This window comes from Stutzerimonas nosocomialis, assembly GCF_005876855.1.
Classification (GTDB): Bacteria; Pseudomonadota; Gammaproteobacteria; order Pseudomonadales; family Pseudomonadaceae; genus Stutzerimonas; species Stutzerimonas nosocomialis.
The window spans coordinates 1-18,245 of the sequence record NZ_QLAE01000028.1 but is presented as its reverse complement, the minus strand read 5'-3'; the positions used below and the strand labels follow the sequence as shown (position 1 = coordinate 18,245).

Annotated in this window: 15 protein-coding genes; 5 read left to right on the top strand and 10 right to left on the bottom strand. The window is 67.5% G+C overall.

Features of this window, described 5'->3' with window-relative positions; all coding sequences use genetic code 11:
• Nucleotides 1–47: 47 nt before the first annotated feature.
• Nucleotides 48–2,117: a maltose alpha-D-glucosyltransferase gene (treS, locus tag DN824_RS16345; protein ID WP_138409472.1), complete on the top strand. Its 2,070-nt coding sequence runs from the start codon at nt 48–50 to the stop codon at nt 2,115–2,117.
• On the opposite strand, the gene DN824_RS16340 is transcribed toward treS, so the two are convergent.
• Complete coding sequence (locus DN824_RS16340; RefSeq protein ID WP_158295394.1) at nt 2,118–3,737, bottom strand: hybrid sensor histidine kinase/response regulator; 1,620 nt, start codon at nt 3,735–3,737, stop codon at nt 2,118–2,120.
• Nucleotides 3,738–3,804: 67 nt separating this feature from the next.
• The gene (locus DN824_RS16335) at nt 3,805–4,443 is read right to left on the bottom strand and encodes an MEDS domain-containing protein (protein ID WP_138409470.1); all 639 of its coding nucleotides are present in this window, start codon (nt 4,441–4,443) and stop codon (nt 3,805–3,807) included.
• A 350-nt stretch (nt 4,444–4,793) separates the two neighbouring features.
• Between DN824_RS16335 and DN824_RS16330 the strand changes: the two genes are divergently transcribed.
• Both DN824_RS16330 and DN824_RS16325 read left to right on the top strand, forming a co-directional pair.
• The gene (locus tag DN824_RS16330; protein WP_138409469.1) at nt 4,794–6,068 is read left to right on the top strand and encodes a hypothetical protein; all 1,275 of its coding nucleotides are present in this window, start codon (nt 4,794–4,796) and stop codon (nt 6,066–6,068) included.
• A 170-nt stretch (nt 6,069–6,238) separates the two neighbouring features.
• A complete protein-coding gene (locus DN824_RS16325; protein WP_138409512.1) occupies nt 6,239–6,439 on the top strand; it encodes a DUF2934 domain-containing protein in 201 nt (66 codons plus the stop codon).
• A gap of 84 nt (nt 6,440–6,523) precedes the next feature.
• On the opposite strand, the gene DN824_RS16320 is transcribed toward DN824_RS16325, so the two are convergent.
• The 4 genes from DN824_RS16320 to DN824_RS16305 form a co-directional block, all read right to left on the bottom strand.
• Nucleotides 6,524–8,326 carry a bifunctional metallophosphatase/5'-nucleotidase gene (locus DN824_RS16320; RefSeq protein ID WP_138409468.1) on the bottom strand — a complete coding sequence of 601 codons (1,803 nt, stop codon included), beginning with the start codon at nt 8,324–8,326 and terminating at the stop codon, nt 6,524–6,526.
• A 135-nt stretch (nt 8,327–8,461) separates the two neighbouring features.
• A complete protein-coding gene (locus DN824_RS16315) occupies nt 8,462–9,127 on the bottom strand; it encodes a DUF2931 family protein (RefSeq protein WP_138409467.1) in 666 nt (221 codons plus the stop codon).
• Between the two features lie 68 nt (nt 9,128–9,195).
• The gene (locus DN824_RS16310) at nt 9,196–9,852 is read right to left on the bottom strand and encodes a DUF2931 family protein (protein WP_138409466.1); all 657 of its coding nucleotides are present in this window, start codon (nt 9,850–9,852) and stop codon (nt 9,196–9,198) included.
• On the bottom strand, nt 9,852–11,402 hold the full coding sequence (locus tag DN824_RS16305; RefSeq protein ID WP_138409465.1) for a T6SS phospholipase effector Tle1-like catalytic domain-containing protein: 1,551 nt from the start codon (nt 11,400–11,402) through the stop codon (nt 9,852–9,854). Before DN824_RS16305 ends, DN824_RS16310 begins: the two co-directional genes overlap by 1 nt.
• A 185-nt stretch (nt 11,403–11,587) precedes the next feature.
• Here DN824_RS16305 and DN824_RS16300 point away from each other — a divergent pair, with 185 nt between their 5' ends.
• Nucleotides 11,588–12,070, top strand: coding sequence for a DUF4126 domain-containing protein (locus DN824_RS16300; RefSeq protein WP_138409464.1), 483 nt, complete (start codon nt 11,588–11,590; stop codon nt 12,068–12,070).
• Nucleotides 12,071–12,247: 177 nt separating this feature from the next.
• Nucleotides 12,248–13,438 (top strand): MFS transporter, encoded by a 1,191-nt coding sequence (locus DN824_RS16295; RefSeq protein ID WP_138409463.1) that lies wholly within the window; start codon nt 12,248–12,250, stop codon nt 13,436–13,438.
• Nucleotides 13,439–13,570: 132 nt separating this feature from the next.
• On the opposite strand, the gene DN824_RS16290 is transcribed toward DN824_RS16295, so the two are convergent.
• From DN824_RS16290 to DN824_RS16275, 4 genes are read right to left on the bottom strand one after another with little or no spacing between them, the layout of a single operon-like run.
• Complete coding sequence (locus DN824_RS16290; RefSeq protein WP_138409462.1) at nt 13,571–14,449, bottom strand: ABC transporter substrate-binding protein; 879 nt, start codon at nt 14,447–14,449, stop codon at nt 13,571–13,573.
• Nucleotides 14,446–16,455: a Fe(3+)-hydroxamate ABC transporter permease FhuB gene (fhuB, locus tag DN824_RS16285; protein ID WP_138409461.1), complete on the bottom strand. Its 2,010-nt coding sequence runs from the start codon at nt 16,453–16,455 to the stop codon at nt 14,446–14,448. The genes DN824_RS16290 and fhuB overlap by 4 nt, the downstream gene beginning before the upstream one ends.
• Nucleotides 16,455–17,225: an ABC transporter ATP-binding protein gene (locus tag DN824_RS16280; protein ID WP_138409460.1), complete on the bottom strand. Its 771-nt coding sequence runs from the start codon at nt 17,223–17,225 to the stop codon at nt 16,455–16,457. Before DN824_RS16280 ends, fhuB begins: the two co-directional genes overlap by 1 nt.
• Nucleotides 17,219–17,977: a siderophore ferric iron reductase gene (locus DN824_RS16275; protein WP_138409459.1), complete on the bottom strand. Its 759-nt coding sequence runs from the start codon at nt 17,975–17,977 to the stop codon at nt 17,219–17,221. The genes DN824_RS16280 and DN824_RS16275 overlap by 7 nt, the downstream gene beginning before the upstream one ends.
• Nucleotides 17,978–18,245 lie beyond the last annotated feature (268 nt).

Genomic DNA, 18,245 nt, shown 5'->3' with positions numbered 1-18,245 from the left:
CTCAAACGACTACACCGTCTTCAGACGCACCGGGAAGCGAACGTCGAATGAGCACGCCTGACACCTCCTACGTCGACTGGCTGGTCAGCCAGTCCATGCTGCACGCCGCCCGCGAGCGGGCCCGTCTCTATGCCGGCCAGCCCCGCCTGTGGCAGCGCCCTTACGCCCAGGCCCGGCCGCGTGACGCCAGCGCCATCGCCTCGGTCTGGTTCACCGCCTACCCGGCGGCGATCGTCACCCCCGAGGGCGGCACCGTGCTCGAGGCCCTGGGCGACGATCGCCTGTGGAGCGCGCTGTCGGAGCTGGGCGTGCAGGGCATCCACAACGGGCCGATGAAACGCTCCGGCGGCATACGCGGGCGGGAGTTCACGCCCACCATCGACGGCAATTTCGACCGCATCAGCTTCGAGATCGACCCCAACCTCGGCACCGAGGAGCAGATGCTGCAGCTCAGCCGCATGGCCGCTGCGCACAACGCCATCGTCATCGACGACATCGTCCCGGCCCATACCGGCAAGGGCGCGGATTTCCGCCTGGCCGAAATGGCCTACGGCGACTATCCGGGCCTCTACCACATGGTCGAGATCCGCGAGGAAGACTGGCCGCTCCTGCCCGAGGTGCCGGCCGGGCGCGATGCGGTCAACCTCGCGCCGGCGGTGGTCGACCAGCTAAAAGACAAGCACTACATCGTCGGCCAGCTGCAGCGGGTGATCTTCTTCGAGCCGGGTATCAAGGACACCGACTGGAGCGCCACCGGCGAGATCACCGGCGTCGACGGCAAGGTGCGGCGCTGGGTCTACCTGCACTACTTCAAGGAAGGGCAGCCCTCGCTGAACTGGCTGGACCCGACCTTCGCCGCCCAGCAGCTGATCATCGGCGATGCGCTGCATGCCATCGACGTCGCCGGGGCGCGGGTGCTGCGGCTCGACGCCAACGGCTTTCTCGGCGTCGAGCGGCGTGCCGAAGGCACCGCCTGGTCGGAGGGCCACCCGCTGTCGGTCACCGGCAACCAGCTGATCGCGGGGGCGATTCGCAAGGCCGGCGGCTTCAGCTTCCAGGAGCTGAACCTCACCGTCGACGACATCGCCGCCATGTCCCACGGCGGGGCCGACCTGTCCTACGACTTCATCACCCGTCCGGCCTATCACCACGCGCTGCTCACCGGCACCACCGAGTTCCTGCGGCTGATGCTCAAGGAAATGCACGCCTTCGGCATCGACCCGGCCTCGCTGATCCATGCGATGCAGAACCACGACGAGCTGACCCTAGAGCTGGTGCACTTCTGGACGCTGCACGCCTACGACCATTACCACTACAAGGGCCAGACGCTGCCGGGTGGCGTGCTGCGCGAGCACATCCGCGAGGAGATGTACGAGCGCCTGACCGGCGAACACGCGCCCTACAACCTCAAGTTCGTCACCAACGGCGTGGCCTGCACCACGGTCAGCGTGATCGCCGCCGCGTTGGGCATCCGCGACCTCAACCGCATCGGCCCGGCGGAGATCGAGCAGATCCAACGCCTGCATATCCTGCTGGTGATGTTCAACGCCATGCAGCCGGGCGTCTTCGCGCTGTCCGGCTGGGACCTGGTCGGCGCGCTGCCGCTCCAGCCCGAGCAGGTCGAGCACCTGATGGGCGACGGCGATACCCGCTGGATACACCGCGGCGCCTACGACCTGGCCGACCTCGCCCCGGAGGCCGAAACCTCCGCCGAAGGCCTGCCGCGCGCCCGCTCGCTGTACGGCAGCCTGCCCGAGCAGTTGCAGAACACCGGCTCCTTCGCCTGCCAGCTCAAGCGCATCCTCAGCGTGCGCCGCGCCTACGACATCGCCGCGAGCAAGCAGATCCTGGTGCCGGACGTGGAGGCGCCCGGGCTGCTGGTGATGGTCCACGAGTTGCCGGCAGGGAAGGGCGTGCAGATCACCGCGCTCAACTTCAGTGCCGAGCCGATCAGCGAAACCCTCTGCCTGCCCGGCGTCGCGCCCGGGCCGGTGGTGGACATCATCCACGAGCGGGTCGAGGGCGACCTGACCGAGAGCTGCGAGATGACGCTCAACCTCGACCCCTACGAGGGCCTTGCGCTGCGGGTGGTGAGCGCCGCGCCATCGGTGCTCTGATCAGGTGTCGCGGCCGGGGCTCGAGGGGGCCGGGGTCCCGCTTCGAAGCACCGGCGCCGCGTTGATCGCGGCATCGAGCGCTTCGAGGGCGACCGGCTTGACCAGGTGGATCTCGAAGCCTGCCTGCTTGGAACGCTGGAAATCCTTGGTCTGCCCGTAACCGGTCAGCGCCACCAGGCGCAGCCGCTGCGCCGGGAAGGCCGCGCGCAGGGCCCTGGCCAGCGCGTAGCCATCCATGCCCGGCAGGCCGATGTCGAGCACGGCGACGTCCGGCTGGAAGCGCTCGGCCAGATGCAGCGCCTGCAGCGATTCGCTCGCCGTCGCCACCTCGTGGCCCTGATGGGCGAGGTAGTCGCGCAGGCTTTCCAGCGCATCGATGTTGTCGTCCACCACCAGCACGCGAACCGCGGCGGGTGGTACGCCGGGCACCGCGTCGCCGGCCGGCGGGGCGACCGCCGGCTGCTCCAGCAGCGGCAGCGTGACCTTGAAGGTCGAGCCGCAGCCGATCCCCGCGCTGCTGGCGGTGACCGAGCCCTCGTGCAGCTCGACGAAGGATTTCACCAGCGCGAGGCCGATGCCGAGCCCGCCCTTGGCGCGATCGATGGTGGCGCTGCCCTGCTCGAAGATATTGAACAGCTTGGGAAAGAGCGCCGGGCTGATGCCCGAGCCGTTGTCGCGCACGAAGATACAGACCTGCTGCCCCGAGGTTTCCATCGTGACTTCGATGCGGCCGCCACGGTCGGTGTATTTCGCCGCGTTCGACAGCAGGTTGGCGAACACCTGCATCAGCCGCGTCGGGTCGCCGAACACCCAGACCGCCTGCTCGGGAAGCCGTGCGTCCAGCGTATGGCCACGTTCGTGGAAGAGCGCGCCGGAGGCCTCGATGGCCCGGTCGAGCAGGTGGGTCAGGTCCAGGGGTTCGCGCTTGAGTTCGACCTTGCCCCGGATGATGCGGGTGACGTCGAGCAGGTCGTCGAGCAGGCGGGACAGATGCTTGGCCTGGCGCTCGATGATCACGTGCTCGCGCGGCAGCGGCTGGCCCTTGTTGCGCAGTTTGACCAGGTCCAGCACGGTGATGATCGGCGCCAGCGGGTTGCGCAGTTCGTGGCCGAGCATGGCGAGGAACTCGTCCTTGGCGCGGCTGGCCTGCTCCCGCTCGAAATCGGCCCGGGCGGTCTGCACGCCGGTGGTGGCGAGCGACGCGGCCGCGCGAAGAAACGCGAGCTGGGAGGTGGTCGGGAAATCCTCCCGGTCCGAGCCGAACCAGATATTGCCGCCGAAGGTGCCGTATCCCATGCTCAGGCGCACCACGCGCATCGGTTGCCGCGGCGTCGCCAGGCGATGGACGCGTCCGTCCGGCAGGCGCGTCTGCTCCCATTGGGAGGCGGCGGCCTCCCACGCCAGGCGTTCGGGCTCATCGACGTTGCGGCCGTCCAGGCGCAGCACGCAGTGCCTCGGGGTGTCCGGCAGCAGGTCGATGCTGGCCATGGCGAAGCGGATGGGTACGATGCGTTCGGCCGCCTCGATGGTGATCTGCAGGATGCTCTGCCCGTCGCGGCCCGCCCACATCGCGGGCAGGGCCAGCAGGCCCATCAGATCACGAATGCTGCGCTCGTCCACGGAGCCGACCCGAAGGTCCGGCTCCGTGTTCGTTTCGATGCCGGCCGTCCCTGGCTCCGAACGAGGGTCAGTGGGCATCGGTGGCGTGATGCCTGTTTTCGCGGGTGCGCAGTTCTTCGAGCATTTCCGAGGCGGGGGTGTAGAAGGGGTTTTCCTGGACGATGCCATTGATCAGCGTAAGCGGATGGGTTCGCAGCAGGTCCATCATCATCGAGCCGCTGAGCCTGGAGGTGTCATAGACGCAGATGGCGGGGTGGCGGTTGCGCGACAGCACTTCATTGACCTCCGCCTCGTACGCCAGCAGGTCCTTGGCGCCGTTCTTCTCGGCGAAGATCCAGTCCATGTTGCCCATGATGCGCACGCGCGGGTAGCCATCAGCGGCGGCCGTCTCGCAGAGTTCGCTCAGGTTTTGCAGCATGCGGTCCTTGTCGAAGGCTCCGTCTTCGTCCAGATAGGCGCCCTGCCAGGGCTTGAGCTCGAGCTGGCCGCAGGCTTCGCAGGCATGGGCGTCGATGCCGGCCTCGGACAGCCGCTGGCGATGCCCGTCCAGCGCTTGCGGATTGAGAATGTGAACGGTCTTCTCGCCCTGCTCGAGGGCTTCCTTGAGAAAGGGAAGCAGGACTTCGTATTCCTGCTCGCGACTGTCGAAAAACGCGCAAACGTGAAAATGCTCGATCGGTGTACCTGCCAGCGAAAGCTCATTCATGACTCGGTTCCTCGGTGGGGGCCGCGGTAGAGGGCTACGAAAAGTGGATGGAAAGTGGCCAGTCGCCATTGTAGCGACGCCGCCGGCGGCCGCCCGAAAACCGCGGGCGTTTGCGATAAACGGTTCGACCCGTGTCCGGCATGCCGGTTGCGTCACGCGCGAAGGGCTTTTTCCGCCACCGGCCCATGCGGCGCGGACAGTGCCACAACGCGTCGCCCCTAGCCACCGTTGTCGTCCGGCCTGCATCGACCGCTGCCGCGGACGCCTCGTATCGCCAGTATCGGCCTCGTTCACCGCACAACGCGACGCGATCCTCTATCATGCGGCGCTCTTCGGGCCCGGACGTCTCCATGATTGCCAAGTTTCGTACCCTGCTGATCGTTTCTGCCGCCGCTGCGCTGCTGACAGGCGCCGCCGTGATCTGGATGCAGGACGAGCCGCTCGACGCGCAGGCCGTGGCCTGGATGGATGCCGTCAACCAGCAGGGCGGGAGCAGCGAGGGCTATCTTTACCTGCTCGGGCTGGACGCCGCGCAGGAGCCGATGGCCGTGGGGCGCGCGCGTCAGGCCGAGTACCGGCAGTGGCTCGATAGCCGTTCGGCGCTCGACGCGTCGTTCCGGCCGCAACAGGTCGAGCTGCTGCCGCGGTCGGTGGTCGAGCAACGCTGCGGTGGCGAATGGCTGTATTGCCTCCAGCAGGTGCTCGACGGTCGGCGCGACGTCGACGCGCTGCTGCAGGACGGCGCCCAGGTGCTCGCACGCTACCAGCGGGTCATCGGTTTCGAGCACCTGCTCAGGCGTTCGGCGCTTACCGCTTCGTCGCCGTTACCCAGCTACTCGGTGCTGATCGCCGGCAATCGCCTGCTGGCGCTGCAGGCCTATCGGCTGATTCTCGACGGCCATGCCGACCAGGCCCAGGCGTTGCTCGAAGCGGATTTCACCCGTTGGCGGCGGCATCTGGCCGAAGCCGACACCCTGGTGCAGAAGCTGGTCATCGCCCACCTGATGGCGGCCGATGTCGGCACCCTGAGCGTCCTGCGCCAGCGAAACCTGATCGAGGCGCCGGCCCCGCTGGCGCCGCTGTCGCCCGCCGAGCGTTCGCTGCAGGTGGTCATGCGCAGCGAGTTCGTGATGGCCGCCAACGGTTACGCGGCCATGCGCGACGACCCGCAGATCATTCGCGAGCAGGGCCGGTTGTTCATGCGCGTGCTGTTCAAGCCGAACATGACCATCAACGCCACGCTGCCGAACTACCGCGGCGTGGCCGACGCCTCGCGGCAGGATGCGGCGGCGTTCGTCGAGTGGCTGCGCCAACCGCAGCCGGCCGTCAGCCGGGATTGGCGCAACCCGGTCGGCAACGTGTTGCTCGACGTCGCCAGCCTCGACATGAAGCGCTACCTGGCCCGCCTGCACGACCTCGATGCGCGCATCGAGCTCTACAACCGTCTGGCCCGCCTCGCCCCCGGCTTCACCGAGCGAGAGGCCATCGCCGCCGCCGAGGGCGGCAACCCCTACGCCATCCATCCGGCCAGCGTGCTCGCCGGCAAGCCCGGATGGCTCTGCTACGACGGCCCCCTGAAAGACCACAGGAACCTGCGCTGCCTGCCGCTCGTCGGCGAGCGCTGAGGCAGGCCCCGCCGTGGCGGGATCGGGCCGGGGCGTTCGTCGGTTGCCCGGCACCGCCAGGAACCATCTGTCGCGGCATGTCTCTGCTGACTATCTGGGTCGCCAGTTGCCTGGCACGCCAAGCGCAGCGGGCGCTGACGCCCCGTTACAAGCAACGCGAGGTGACGGACATGAACGACGTGGAACAACGCATACGCGAACGGGCCTACCAGCTCTGGGAAGAAAACGGCCGCCCCGAGGGCCGTGACGTCGACTACTGGCTGCAGGCGCGCGAGGAAATCGAACCCTTCTACAAGGAAGGTGACGCCACGGCCGGCAGTGTGGAAAGCAGCGTCGCGATTCCCATGCCGAGGCGGGAAGAGGAGCGCTGAGCCTGCGGCCGGGGTCGCCGCCCCGACCCCGGGCCAAGGTGCGGAGGCGTGCGGCACTGCCGGTCTTGGGGCGGGCCTAGTGGATCAGTCGGTCCGCTGAATCCGCCCTTCGACGGTCGCGGTGAACGGCTGCGCCAGCGACTCGATGTAATCGACCAGCGCATCCAGGTCCACCGGGCCGACGACGCGGTTGGTGCCTTCGGTCAGCAGGGTGAAGTTGTCGCCGCCACTGGCGAGGAACGAATTGACCGTCACCCGGTAGGTCGCGGCCGGGTCGATGGGCGCACCGGCCGCGTCGCGCATCTCGATCACGCGATTGCCCAGCGGGCGGCTCGCCGACCAGCTGTAGCGGATGCCGGAGGGCTTGAGCAGCCGCGTGGCGCCATCGCTCCACTGCTGTTCCAGCAAGGTCTTGATCTGCGCGCCGGTCAGGTCCATGGAGACCAGGTCGTTGGCAAAGGGCTGGACGGCGAACAGCGCGCCCCAGGAGACCTCGCCGCCGGGCAGGTCGGTGCGGATGCCGCCCGGGTTCATGAAGCTGATCTGCGCATCGGTGGCCACGCGCTGGGCGTCGGCGATCAGGTTGCCCAGCGCGGATTCGCCGGCGGGCGTCTCGGTACGGGTGATGTCGCCCAGGGCGATGCCCACCACCCGAGCGACCAGCGGCTCGACCCGCGCATCGGCCTGCGCCACCAGGGCGGCGACCTCGGGGTCCGGAGTCAGGCCCGGCCCCTGGTCGGCCCAGGTGGTGACGATGGCGGCCGATTTCTCGATCACGTCGCGCGTACGGCGGCTGACCACCAGCTCAATGTCGGCATAGGCCGTGCCGGCCGAAAACGCCTGGGTGACGAGGATCGGCTTGCCGTTGGCGTTGGGTATCAAGGCATTGGTGAAGCCATGGGCGTGCCCGGAGATGACCACGTCGACCTCGTCGTCCAGCCGTTCGACGATATCGACCACCGGGCCTTCGAGCCTGTCCGCCTGGGGATGGGTGGGCCCGTCGTAGCTGGTCTGCTGGCCGCCTTGGTGCAGGGCGACGACGATGGTGCGTATCCCGTGGCGTCGCAACTGCGCCACCGATGCATTGATCGCCTCGGCCTCGTCGACGAAGCGCAGCCCCGCCACCCCGCTGGGCGAGACGATGGTCGGGGTTTCCTTGAGCACGGCACCGATCACGCCGACGCGCACGCCGTCGGCATAGTGGACCGAGTAGGGCGGTAGCAGCGGCTCGCCGGACGCGGCGTCGAGCACGTTGCTCGACACATGGGGGAAGCGTGCGCCCTGCCAGGGGTCTTCGAGGAAGGGGCCGTCGGCGTGGTTGCCGCCGGTGAGCTGGCGCAGCAGCTCCGTCCGGCCGTAATCGAATTCATGGTTGCCGAGGGTGCCGACCAGGTTGCAGCGCTGTTGAGCGAAGGGCTGAACGTCGCGCGGCATCTGGTATTGCCTGCCGAAGGGGCGGCAGTGGGGGTTGGCCAGCAGGTTGAGAAAGCTGATCGAGGGCTCGTCCCGCAGCAGCGCCGAGTTGGGCGGCGAGGCGCCCACCTGATCGCCGTCATGCACGATGAGGGTGTGTTCACGGCTCGCCGCCCTGAGATAGGACGCCAGCACCGCCGCGCCACCCGCCGGCCGGCCGGACACGGCGCGCGGGGACAGCTGACCATGAAAGTCGTTGATCCCGAGGATGTTCAGCGATACCACCGGTTCGGGCCGCCAGTCCGGTGTGCGCCAGCTGCGGCGCTCGCCTGCCTGTCGCCGGGCCTCCAGGCCTTCGAGCCGCTCGTCACGGTAGTCCTGCTCGATCGAGCCGTGCTCGGCCTGCGCCAGCGTTGGGCCGGCGAGGCCGACCAGGCTTGCAGCGAACAGCCAGTCCAGGATGCGCATACGCATAGCGGTGTTCCTCGGGTGCGGTGGTAAACCGACACTAGGAAGCACAGGTGGCAGGTTTATGACGGGCGTCAGGCGTTTCGGTGAGTGGCGACGGGCGGTCGGCGCGTCGCGCCAAGGGGGAGGACCAGGGAACCGTTACCAGCTCCCATACGGGATGCCGTATTTCTCGATATAGCGTTTGGAGTTCTCGCTGATGGGGTAGGCATAGCGGCCGTCCGTCAGTCCCTGGGAAGGCCCCAAAGGCTCGACTTCAGCCTGCGCGCGGGCCACTTTCACCGGGTTGTTGCACTCGTCCCGTGCCCATACCTGCACCGTGCCGCCAGGGGCCAGGCCGAGATGAAGCACAGCCGTATAAAGTGCGGTGCGCTCGGGTGTTTCCGGGCAACGCCGATGAGTGGAGTTGTGCATGATCTGCCGGGCTTCTTGGGGTATGTCCACCCAGGCGCGATAAGTCTGGGGCTCGACCACGGACTGCCAGCGTACGAAAACGCGTTTGGGCAGGTCTGCACCTATGACCCCGCGAAAGCCGCCTCCCAGAGCTCTTGGCCATCCCCGAGCCAGTTCGCTCGCAGTGCCGTAATCCACACTGCCGGTGCCAATGACACCTCCGCTGCCATGGTCAAGAAGCCGGCCTCTGATGTCTTCCACCAGGCTGGCCTCGACCCAGCCGGTCATATAGATAGGGGCGGTAAATTCGAGGCTCCACTGAGAGTCTTTTGGATCTTTTTCGCCTGACAGTGGATCGGTCGCCTGGCAACCGCCCAACAACAGCGCGCCCAGCAGGGTGATCAATGGTTTCATCACAGGAGGGTCCGGTCCATGGAAAGGGCAACGTCCTGCGGATCAGTTAAGCGCCCCAGGGCTGCCGCTCACCAGCTTCCGTAAGGAATGCCGTATTTGTCGATATAGCGCTTCGAGTACTCGCTGATCTTGTAGGCATAACGGCCTTCCGTCAGCCCTTGGGAAGGGCCCAGCGGCTCGATTTCGGCCTGCGCCCGAGCGACTTTCAACGTGTTGCTGCATTCGTCGCGCACCCATACCTGCACTGTGCCGCCGGGTGCGAGGCCAAGGTAAAGCGACGCGGCGTAGCGAGGACCCTGTCCGGAAGTCTCGGCACATGGCCGGCGAGTCGAAGCATGCATGATTTGACGGGCTTGCTCGGGTATCTCCACCCAGGCGCGATAGGTCTGGGGTTCCACCACAGACTGCCAGCGTACGAAAACGCGTTTGGGCAGGTCTGCGCCCACCACGCCGCGAACTCCTCCTCCTAGCGCCTGCGGCCAACCCCGAGCCAGCTCAGTCGCAGTGCCATAGTCCACGCTGCCAGTACCGATGACGCCACCGGTCCCATGGTCGAAAAGCCGACCTTTGATGTCTTCCACCAGGCTGGCCTCAACCCACCCTGTCATATAGATAGGTGCCATGAACTCAAGGCTCCACCAAGGCTCATGTCTCCTAGACAGCGGCTCGGTCGCCTGGCAACCGCCTAACAACAGCGCGCCCAGCAGGGCGATCAATGGTTTCATCACAGGAGGGTCCAGTCAGGTACATGGGGATGTTGTATGCGTACGCCATCGGCGTGGGGGGCATGGATATAAACTACCTTCAAGCCGCTGGGCGTTGCTTTTCCAAGAGGGGGGTTCCAGTGCGCAGATGTATGTATGTAGCGCTCCTTGAGCAGTGCTTCGTCGGCGGCAGTGGTGCTGTAGTCACCCGCTACAAATCGATCGCAAAGGTGTTGAAGTTCTGCAGGTATCGCTTGCTCGGGTGTCTCCGGTATGTCGTCAAACGGGACTCCCTTCTGTCTGGCCAGCGCATACATCACTCGCATATAGACCCGCGACAGCTCCCCTCTGACCCTGCGCTTTAGCTGCAAACCGGCATAGACACGCTGCTGTCGAGGGGCCAGGCGATCCAGAGGGTCGATGGGTAGCAGCCTCGCGGTTGGCGTGACGATCTCCAGGACTGACGCTGGCCACCCCTCTGAAACCATACGGGCCTTGACCTGGGCGACATCCCGGTAGATCGACGTGGTCTTTACATCGATACCCTGCCGCACGGTCAACGCCTGCATCGGACTGACCAGCACCCGCTCTTCGGCGTCGACCAGATAGCCTCCGCCAATATCGGAGTGTGCCCCTGGCAGGGTGATTTCCAGGTGGTCGGGCTTCACGGCGCTCAAGGCAAAGTTGGCGCGTAGCTCGTCGCGCGCCACCAGATGCACCACATGGCCGAAAAAGTTCGGAGCCAAGTGCAGCTTTATGCCCGGGGTGATGGTGCTGCGGACATTGCCTAGGTTGGACAGGCCGGCCACCGACGCGACGGTATCGAACAGGCCAATGAAGCCCATGTCGATGTCACGCTGGTATTGATCGACGAAGGTCCGGCTGAACGCCTTGGCGTTGTCCCGCAAGGCTGAACGTAATGACCCGTTCTTGCCACGGACGACTTCATTGGCGAAGTGCCGTGCGGCTGCGGCGCCTCGGCTGAACCCGAAAGCGTCGAACGTTAGCGAGCTGATTTCAGCGTTCGGGTTTCCCCTGAGGGTATCCTTGATGAGAGCATTGATCTGATCAAAAGCCAGCTGTACCCGCCCTTCGATGCCCGTACCACCCCGTCCAGCGCCAAAACCTATGATGCTGTCTTCTTCACCCGCACGGGTGCCGATTCCCTCGACGTACAGCCTGCGAGATATCCGTTTTTGCGGCCCCTCACCTTGAGGTGAAGGGGTCTCGAGATAGAGGTCAAACAGCTTTCGGACATTAGTCACATCGTTCCCATAGCTGCTGTCCGGGTCACCCATATACGGCCTGCAGCTGGCGTCGAGGTCTTCCTGCTGCACCGGATGGTGCGCGCCGCAGAGCACCCCGAATGCGCTGTTGCTGGCGTTATTGCCGGTGCCATCGAAGAACAGCCCGATCCGCAAGGCGATCCTTATCTTCTCTGCCGGCGGCGCGGGCTCCTTGCTGTACTTCTCGTATTCCGCCCAGCGCTGGGCATGGAGATCCGTGGGTGTGACCCCTTCAAGCTCGGCTTCCCGTTTGGCCTGGGGAATATTGGCGACGTAACCACTCATGCCTGATACCTGTCCTTGGTAAGCGCAACGCTGCACGATAGCCGTATCTGGGCGGCCGCTCTGCCTATTCGAGCGCATTTCGAATACTGAAGCAGGTCCGTGGGCCGCCGGCCAACCTGAGGCTGTGAGCTGAACACGTCCGCCCGCTCCCGGTCGGAATGGAATACCCAACGGGAGACGCAGCGATGACGACAGCCAGCAATCTTTTATGGGGCGCCCTGGCGATTGGGGTGGTGACGGGCATGCGCAGCATGCTGGCGCCGGCCATGGTGAGCCGGGCGCTGGCCGATCGGCCGGACATCGGCGAGGCGGACGAGCCGGCGCGTACGCTGTCGTCGCACCGTACGCGGCAGTTTCTGATGCCGCTGGCAGCCGCTGAGCTGCTGGGCGACAAGATGCCCTTCGCGCCTGACCGCACCATCGCACCCTCGATGCTGGTGCGTGCCCTGTCCGGTGGGGCCAGCGCGGCAGCGTTGGCGGCTACTCGGCGGCAACCGGTGCTGGTGCCGGCGCTGATCGGGGCGACGGCCGCCTGTGTGGCGGCCAAGGTCGCGATCGGCCTGCGCAAGCGCTACCGCACCAATGACCTGGTCAATGCCGCGCTGGGGCTCACCGAGGATTGCCTGGCGTTCTCCCTGGGCCGGGCCGGGTTGCGACGCGCCCTGTAGCGATCGCTGGCGGGCGAACGAAGGGCGCGCGGGTGCGCCTGTGAGGGGACGGGGGCGAGTTCAGCGCGGCCGGTCGCCGGGCGGCCCTTCGGTCGGGTACGGGGGCGGCGACGCATCGCTTTCTCACGGCCGGACGTGCATCATGGCGGCCCTTTGAATCGATCCTGCCGCACCCCAATGAACCTGCGTTTCTGCCTGATCGCGATGACTGCGCTCGCGGTCGTCACCGATAACCTGATCATCCCCTTCTATCCGCAATATTTCGCGGAGCGTTTCGGCAACCCGCCCGCCTCCCACGTGGGGCTGTACCTGGCGGCGATCAGCCTGACCGTGATGACCGCCTTCCCCTTCTGGGCCCGACTGGCCAAGCGCGTGCATCCGGTGCGCATCCTGGTCAGCGCCCAGTTCATCGCCGGCAGCCTGACCGCCGCCTGCACCTTCATCGACTCGCTGCCGCTGTTCTGGGTGGTCTCGCTGGTGATGATCGTGTTCAAGGGCAGCTACCTGCTGATGTACCCCTACGTGATGAGCCTGCAGCAGCAGGAGAGCCACACCCAGACCATCGGCACGCTCTCGGTGGTGGTGCACTTCGGCGCCATCCTGGGCGCGGCGGTGGGCGGGCTGATCCTGCAGGTGATGAACATCGGCGATGTCTTCCTGATCATGGCTGCCGGCGACTTCATCCAGATGGCGATCTGCATGCACCTGCTGCGCCGCGGCCTGCCCGAGGCCGGCGCGCCGAGCGAACAGGCCGCCGAAACCCCGGCGCCCGAAGCCGCCGAGGGACGGGGCCGCAGCCTGGTGGCCATCTACAAGCTGTGCGTGGTGATGCTGCTGTTCTATTGCGTGGGCTACATCACCCGGCCGTTCTTCGCCGTGTACTGGCAGGAAGTGGCGCGCTGGAACAGCGAGCTGATGGCCGGGTTCGTCTACTCGCTGCCCGGCGCGATCGCCGTACTGGCGCTGTGGTGGAGCCGACGTGCCGCCAGCAAGGGCTCCACCCGTGACGGCATCCTCGCGGGGCTGCTGCTGGGCGCCGCCGCGACCTTCCTCCAGGGCTTCGAGAACCAGTGGCTGATCCTGCTGGGCCGGGTGCTGTTCGGCTGGGCGCTCTACCAGGTGACGGTACGCCTGGATGCGCTGCTCTTCGAACTGAGCACGCCGGAGAACTATGCGGTGGATTTCAGCAAGGTGAACATCTTCCAGTGCCTGGGCAACATGGGCGCGGCCTATGGCGCGGGGCTGCTGGTGAGTCACTACGGCACGGCGATGCCGTTCTGGGTGGGCGCGGCCGGGCTGGTGCTGACGGCGCTGCTGTTCCCCTGGCTGGTCCGTGCGCCAGCACGCGCACGCACGGCCCAGGCCTGAGGCGAGCCGCGCGTTCCAGTGGGAGCGGCCTCGACCGAGAATGGGTCGCCACTGCAGTCGCGTTCGGCCCGCTCCCTCGGAGCCCTGCCCCTTGTCCGCTGCCAATCAGCACCATGACTCCCGACCGGCAAGCTAGGGCGCCTGCGCCTCGTCCGGTGGGATCTTCAGCAGCGCCTTGGCGATGGACTCGGCCAGGTATTCAACCGAGAACACGCCGCCATAGGTCCAGGTGGAGGGCAGCGAGCCGAAACGCCCGGCCTTGACGAAGGGCATGGCCTGCCACAACGGCGTGCCGAAGATCGCATCCTGCTGGGCGAAGGGTTCGATATGCAGCACCACGCCGTCACGGATCGCGCCCAGGGTGGTCACCGACGTCTGGGTGATGCCCCAGTCGCTCGCCGGCTGCGGGAAGGCCGGCTCCAGCTGCAGAAGGTCCATGGCCCGCTGCACCATCGAGTTCTGCCCATTGATGTACACCACCGTGGGCGACGAGAAACGGATGACGGTGACCTTCGGCGGCTGGCCGGAGAAATGCGCGAAGAGCTGCTGGCGCAGGGCCTCGATGTGCGCCTCCATCTCCGCCAGGCGCTCATGGGCCAGTGCCTCGCGGCCCAGGTGCCGCGCCAGGGCGAGGTAGCTGTCGCGCTGCAAGGCATAGTTGTCGGCATCGCGGGTGAAGCTCCTGTAGGACAGCACCGGCGCGATGCGCTCGAGCGTCTTGCGCATGTCCTCGAGCATCGGCGGGATCACGATCAGCCCGGGCCGCAGGCCGGCCAGCAGTTCCAGGTTAGGCTCGGTGCGCGAGCCGACGTCGAGCACCGCCTCCGGCAGGTTCGGACGGACCACCCAGGCGCGATAGTCGCCCGCATCGGCCACGCCCAGCGGCGTGACGTCGAGCTTGAGCAGGTGCTCGGCCGACTCCCAGCTCAGGGCGACCACCCGCGCCTCGTCGGCCGAGGCGGTGAAGGCCAGCGCCGCGCCGAGCAGCGTCAGCAGGCGGGCCCATCTCATGCGAGCCTCCGGCGGACCAGCAGGTAGACGAAATAGGTGCCGCAGATGACCGAGGCGACGATGCCCACCGGTATCTGCAGCGGGAAGATCAGGGTGCGTCCGAGCCAGTCGGCCAGCAGCATGAGGGAGGCGCCCAGCGCCGAGGCCAGCAGCATCTGCGGCAGCGCGCGGCGCGCCCCGAGGATCGCCGCCATGTGCGGCGCCAGCAGGCCGAGGAAGGCCACCGGCCCCATCAGGCTGGTCACCAGCGCGCACAGCAGCGACACCAGCACCAGCAGCCCGACCCGGGTGAGGGTGACGTTCAGGCCCCGGCTGCGCGCCACGCCGTCGCCGATGGAAATCAGCGTCAGGGCGCGATGGAACACCAGGCTCAGGCCGCCCAGCACCAGCACGCCAAGGGTCAGGGCGACGGCCTGGCCGGGGCTCACCCGGTAGGTGGAGCCGGCCAGCCAGCCGAGCAGCGCGAAGGCATCGGCGGTGCCCTTGGCCAGGCCGAACTGCAGCGCGGCGTTGAGCAATGCGGTCAGGGAAATGCCCACCAGCGCCATCAACGCCGGTGAATAGGCATGGCGCCGGCCCAGCAGCAGGAGGATCGCCAGCACCACCAGGCTGCCGACGAAGGCCGCGATGGGCGCCGTGAAGCCCAGCAGCGAGCCGCCGAAGAGCATCAGCGCGACCATCACCGCCAGGGTGGCGCCCGCCGAAAGCCCGAGGATGTCCGGGCTCGCCAGCGGATTGCGCAGCAGGCGCTGCAGCATCATCCCGGAGATCGCCAGGCCACAGCCGGCGGCGGCGGCGGTCAGCATGCGCGGCCAGCGCAGCGACCAGATCAGTGCGTCCGGCCAGGCGAACGACCAGCCGTCGAGGCTGCGGGCCAGGGCGACGCTGACGGTCAGCGCCGCGATGGCGAACAGCAGGGCCCAAAACAGATGGCGGCGATTCATGCGCTCGGCCCCATCGGGCAGCTGCAGGCCGCGCGGGTCCTCCGCCGAGAGCTGGCGCCGGGACAGCCAGAGCAGCGCCGGCGCGCCGATCAGCGCGGCGGCGGCGCCGCTGGGCACCAGGTCCGTGGTCCAGGTGTTGATGTACAGCGCGACGGCGTCGGTGGCGGTCAGCAGCACGGCGCCGAGCAGGGTGCTGAACAGCAGTTCGTCACGCGAGGTCCGCGCGCCGAACAGCCGCGCCAGGTTGGGCGTCAGCAGGCCGATGAAGCCGATCAGCCCGACGGCGGTGATCGACACCGAGGTCAGCCAGATCGACACCAGGAACAGCGTCAGCATCACCGGCCAGAGGCTCAGGCCGCGCGCCCGCGCGCCGTCGGTGCCCAGCTGCAGCAGGGTCAGCGCACGCGGTGCCAGGGCCATCACCACGAGGCCCACCAGCAGCTTCGGCCAGAGCCAGCCCACCCAGTGCCAGTCGATCTGCGCCAGGTCCCCCGCGCCCCAGACGAACAGCCCACGGGTGTACTGGTTGTTGACCAGGGTGATGCCCGCTGCCAGCGCGCCGAGCAACAGGTTCATGGCCATGCCGGCGAGCACGATGGGCAGCCCGGCGATGCCGTCGCGCCCGGCGATCAGCAGCACCAGCCCCACGGCGAACAGGGCGCCGGCGAGCGCGGCCCACTGGCCGTGCCCGGCCACCACCGAGGGTAGCCAGAGCGTGGCGCACACCAGGCCCAGCCAGGCGCCGGAGCTGGCGCCGATGGTCATCGGCGAGACGAGCCGGTTCTGCGTCATCTGCTGCAGCACGCTGCCGGACAAGCCCATGGCCGCGCCGACCAGCAGCGCCATCACCAGGCGCGGCAAGGCGGAAAGGCCGAACTCCAGCGCCTCGAAGCTGCCTTCGGCCGCGCCGGTGATGACCGCCCATTGGCGGGCGAAGGGCAGGGCGCTGGCCAGGTGCAGATGGGTAAAAATCAGCGGGACGAGCAGCGCGAGCGTCAGGACGTAGCGCCAGGCATCGCCATGCCATGCCGGCAGCGCCGGCTCGGCCAGGGTGCGGCTCATCACGGCGCCACCACGGCGATCCGCCGGGCGGCCCCTGGTTGCTCGACCAGCTGAATGTCGATGTCGTAGAGCGCGCTCAGGAGTTCGCTCGAAAGCAGCTCGTCCGGCGTGCCGTCGAAGAACACGCGGCCCTGCTTGAGCGCGATGACGCGGTCGGCGAAGCGGGTGGTGAGGTTGACGTCGTGCAGGATCGCGACGATGCCGCGGCCGGCCGTCTGGTTGAACATGCGCAGCAGGGCCATGAGTTCGTACTGGTGCGACAGGTCCAGCGCGGAGGTCGGCTCGTCCAGCAGGATCAGTGGCGACGCCTGGGCCAGCAGCATGGCGATCCAGGCCCGCTGGCGCTCGCCGCCGGACAGGGTGTCGGCCAGGTGGTCGGCGAACTGGTGGACGTCGGTCTCGCGCATCGCCTGCTCGACCGCGTCGAGGTCCTCGGCGCGCCAGCGTCCGAGCAGGCCGCGCCAGGGGAAGCGTCCGAGCCGCACCAGCTCGCGCACGGTCAGCCCGGCCACCTCGGGCAGGCGCTGCGGCAGAAAGGCCACGCGCCGGGCGAACTCGCGCTGGCTGTACGCCTCCAGCGGCCGACCGTCGAGGCTGAGGTGACCCTTGTCCGGTTCCGCCTGGCGGGCGATGAGGTTCATCAGCGTCGACTTGCCCGAGCCGTTGTGGCCGAGGATGACGGTGAAGGCATCCTCTTCGATGTCCAGGCGGGGAATGTCCAGCGTGACGCGTCCATCGTGGCGGACGGTGATGTCCTGCAGGTTCAGCATTCGGCGGCCAACTCCTGGCGCAAACGTTCCAACCGTTCCGCTTCGCGGATTTTCGGGCATGTACTACACAGTACGCCGTCCGATCGACGGAAATGCTGGCAGCAGACCTTGCGGCCCAGGGCCAGCCGGTCGCGGCCGTCGTCGAGGTGGACGTCGATCAGCGTGCTGTCGCCCTTGAGGCCAAGGGCGGTCAGCCAGCGCGTTTCCAGCGCATGGGCCTGGTCATTGCACAGGCGCTGCTGGCGCTGGACGAGCAGCAGCGCCGCCAGCACGTGGTCGGCGGCCAAGCGGTTCGCCATCTTCGTGTGGATCGGCGCGATCGCCTGGAATTCTTCCAGCTGGCGCACCAGCTGCTCGCGCAACTGCACGGCGGCGAAATCGATCAGCGCGGTCTGGGCGGCATGGCGCGGGCAGTGCTCGGGCAGGCAGAAACCGGCCACCACGCCGTCGGTGACCGACTGGCCCATGTCGGCCAGGCAGGGCGCACGTTCGGCCAGGTGCACCGCCAGCAGGCTGAGGTAGATGGGCTGCCAGACCAGCAGCGTCCAGCTGCGGGCGGACCAGTAATGCGGCCCGGCCTCCGGGTGCGCCTGGCGCCAGTGATCGTGCAGCGCGGCGATGCGCTCCCGGTTGCCGTCATCGCCGACCTTCAGCTGGTCGCGCCCGGCCTCGCCGACACGTCCGCTGAGCCCCGGAAGGCTACGGGCGGTGACGTCGAGCAAATGCAGGAGGTCGGGGTTGGCCTGATACATCGTGGTCGCGTGGCAGCAGAGGAGGTGGCACCGGTAAAAGCCGGGGGGAGCCGGCAGTTTACTCATCCACTTGCGATTGCATCAAATTATCATTCGCAAACCTGACGAGACGAAGTGTCACGGGGCGATCGGTCGTCCGTGCAGGTCACTGGGGCCGGCGGGGCTACCGAAAACGCGCCCCTCGACCCGGGGGAAGAGGGGCGGGACGGGTAGCCATCATGCGGGGACCGATGCGAATGCGTTCGGCCCGCGGCGGTCAGTCCAGGTC

Coding starts and splice junctions, on each gene's coding strand:
- treS (WP_138409472.1), top strand. CDS start 48: ATGAGCACGCCTGACACCTCCTACGTCGACTGGCTGGTCAGCCAGTCC.
- DN824_RS16335 (WP_138409470.1), bottom strand. CDS start 4,443: ATGAATGAGCTTTCGCTGGCAGGTACACCGATCGAGCATTTTCACGTT.
- DN824_RS16330 (WP_138409469.1), top strand. CDS start 4,794: ATGATTGCCAAGTTTCGTACCCTGCTGATCGTTTCTGCCGCCGCTGCG.
- DN824_RS16325 (WP_138409512.1), top strand. CDS start 6,239: ATGAACGACGTGGAACAACGCATACGCGAACGGGCCTACCAGCTCTGG.
- DN824_RS16320 (WP_138409468.1), bottom strand. CDS start 8,326: ATGCGTATGCGCATCCTGGACTGGCTGTTCGCTGCAAGCCTGGTCGGC.
- DN824_RS16315 (WP_138409467.1), bottom strand. CDS start 9,127: ATGAAACCATTGATCACCCTGCTGGGCGCGCTGTTGTTGGGCGGTTGC.
- DN824_RS16310 (WP_138409466.1), bottom strand. CDS start 9,852: ATGAAACCATTGATCGCCCTGCTGGGCGCGCTGTTGTTAGGCGGTTGC.
- DN824_RS16305 (WP_138409465.1), bottom strand. CDS start 11,402: ATGAGTGGTTACGTCGCCAATATTCCCCAGGCCAAACGGGAAGCCGAG.
- DN824_RS16300 (WP_138409464.1), top strand. CDS start 11,588: ATGACGACAGCCAGCAATCTTTTATGGGGCGCCCTGGCGATTGGGGTG.
- DN824_RS16295 (WP_138409463.1), top strand. CDS start 12,248: ATGAACCTGCGTTTCTGCCTGATCGCGATGACTGCGCTCGCGGTCGTC.
- DN824_RS16290 (WP_138409462.1), bottom strand. CDS start 14,449: ATGAGATGGGCCCGCCTGCTGACGCTGCTCGGCGCGGCGCTGGCCTTC.
- fhuB (WP_138409461.1), bottom strand. CDS start 16,455: ATGAGCCGCACCCTGGCCGAGCCGGCGCTGCCGGCATGGCATGGCGAT.
- DN824_RS16280 (WP_138409460.1), bottom strand. CDS start 17,225: ATGCTGAACCTGCAGGACATCACCGTCCGCCACGATGGACGCGTCACG.
- DN824_RS16275 (WP_138409459.1), bottom strand. CDS start 17,977: ATGTATCAGGCCAACCCCGACCTCCTGCATTTGCTCGACGTCACCGCC.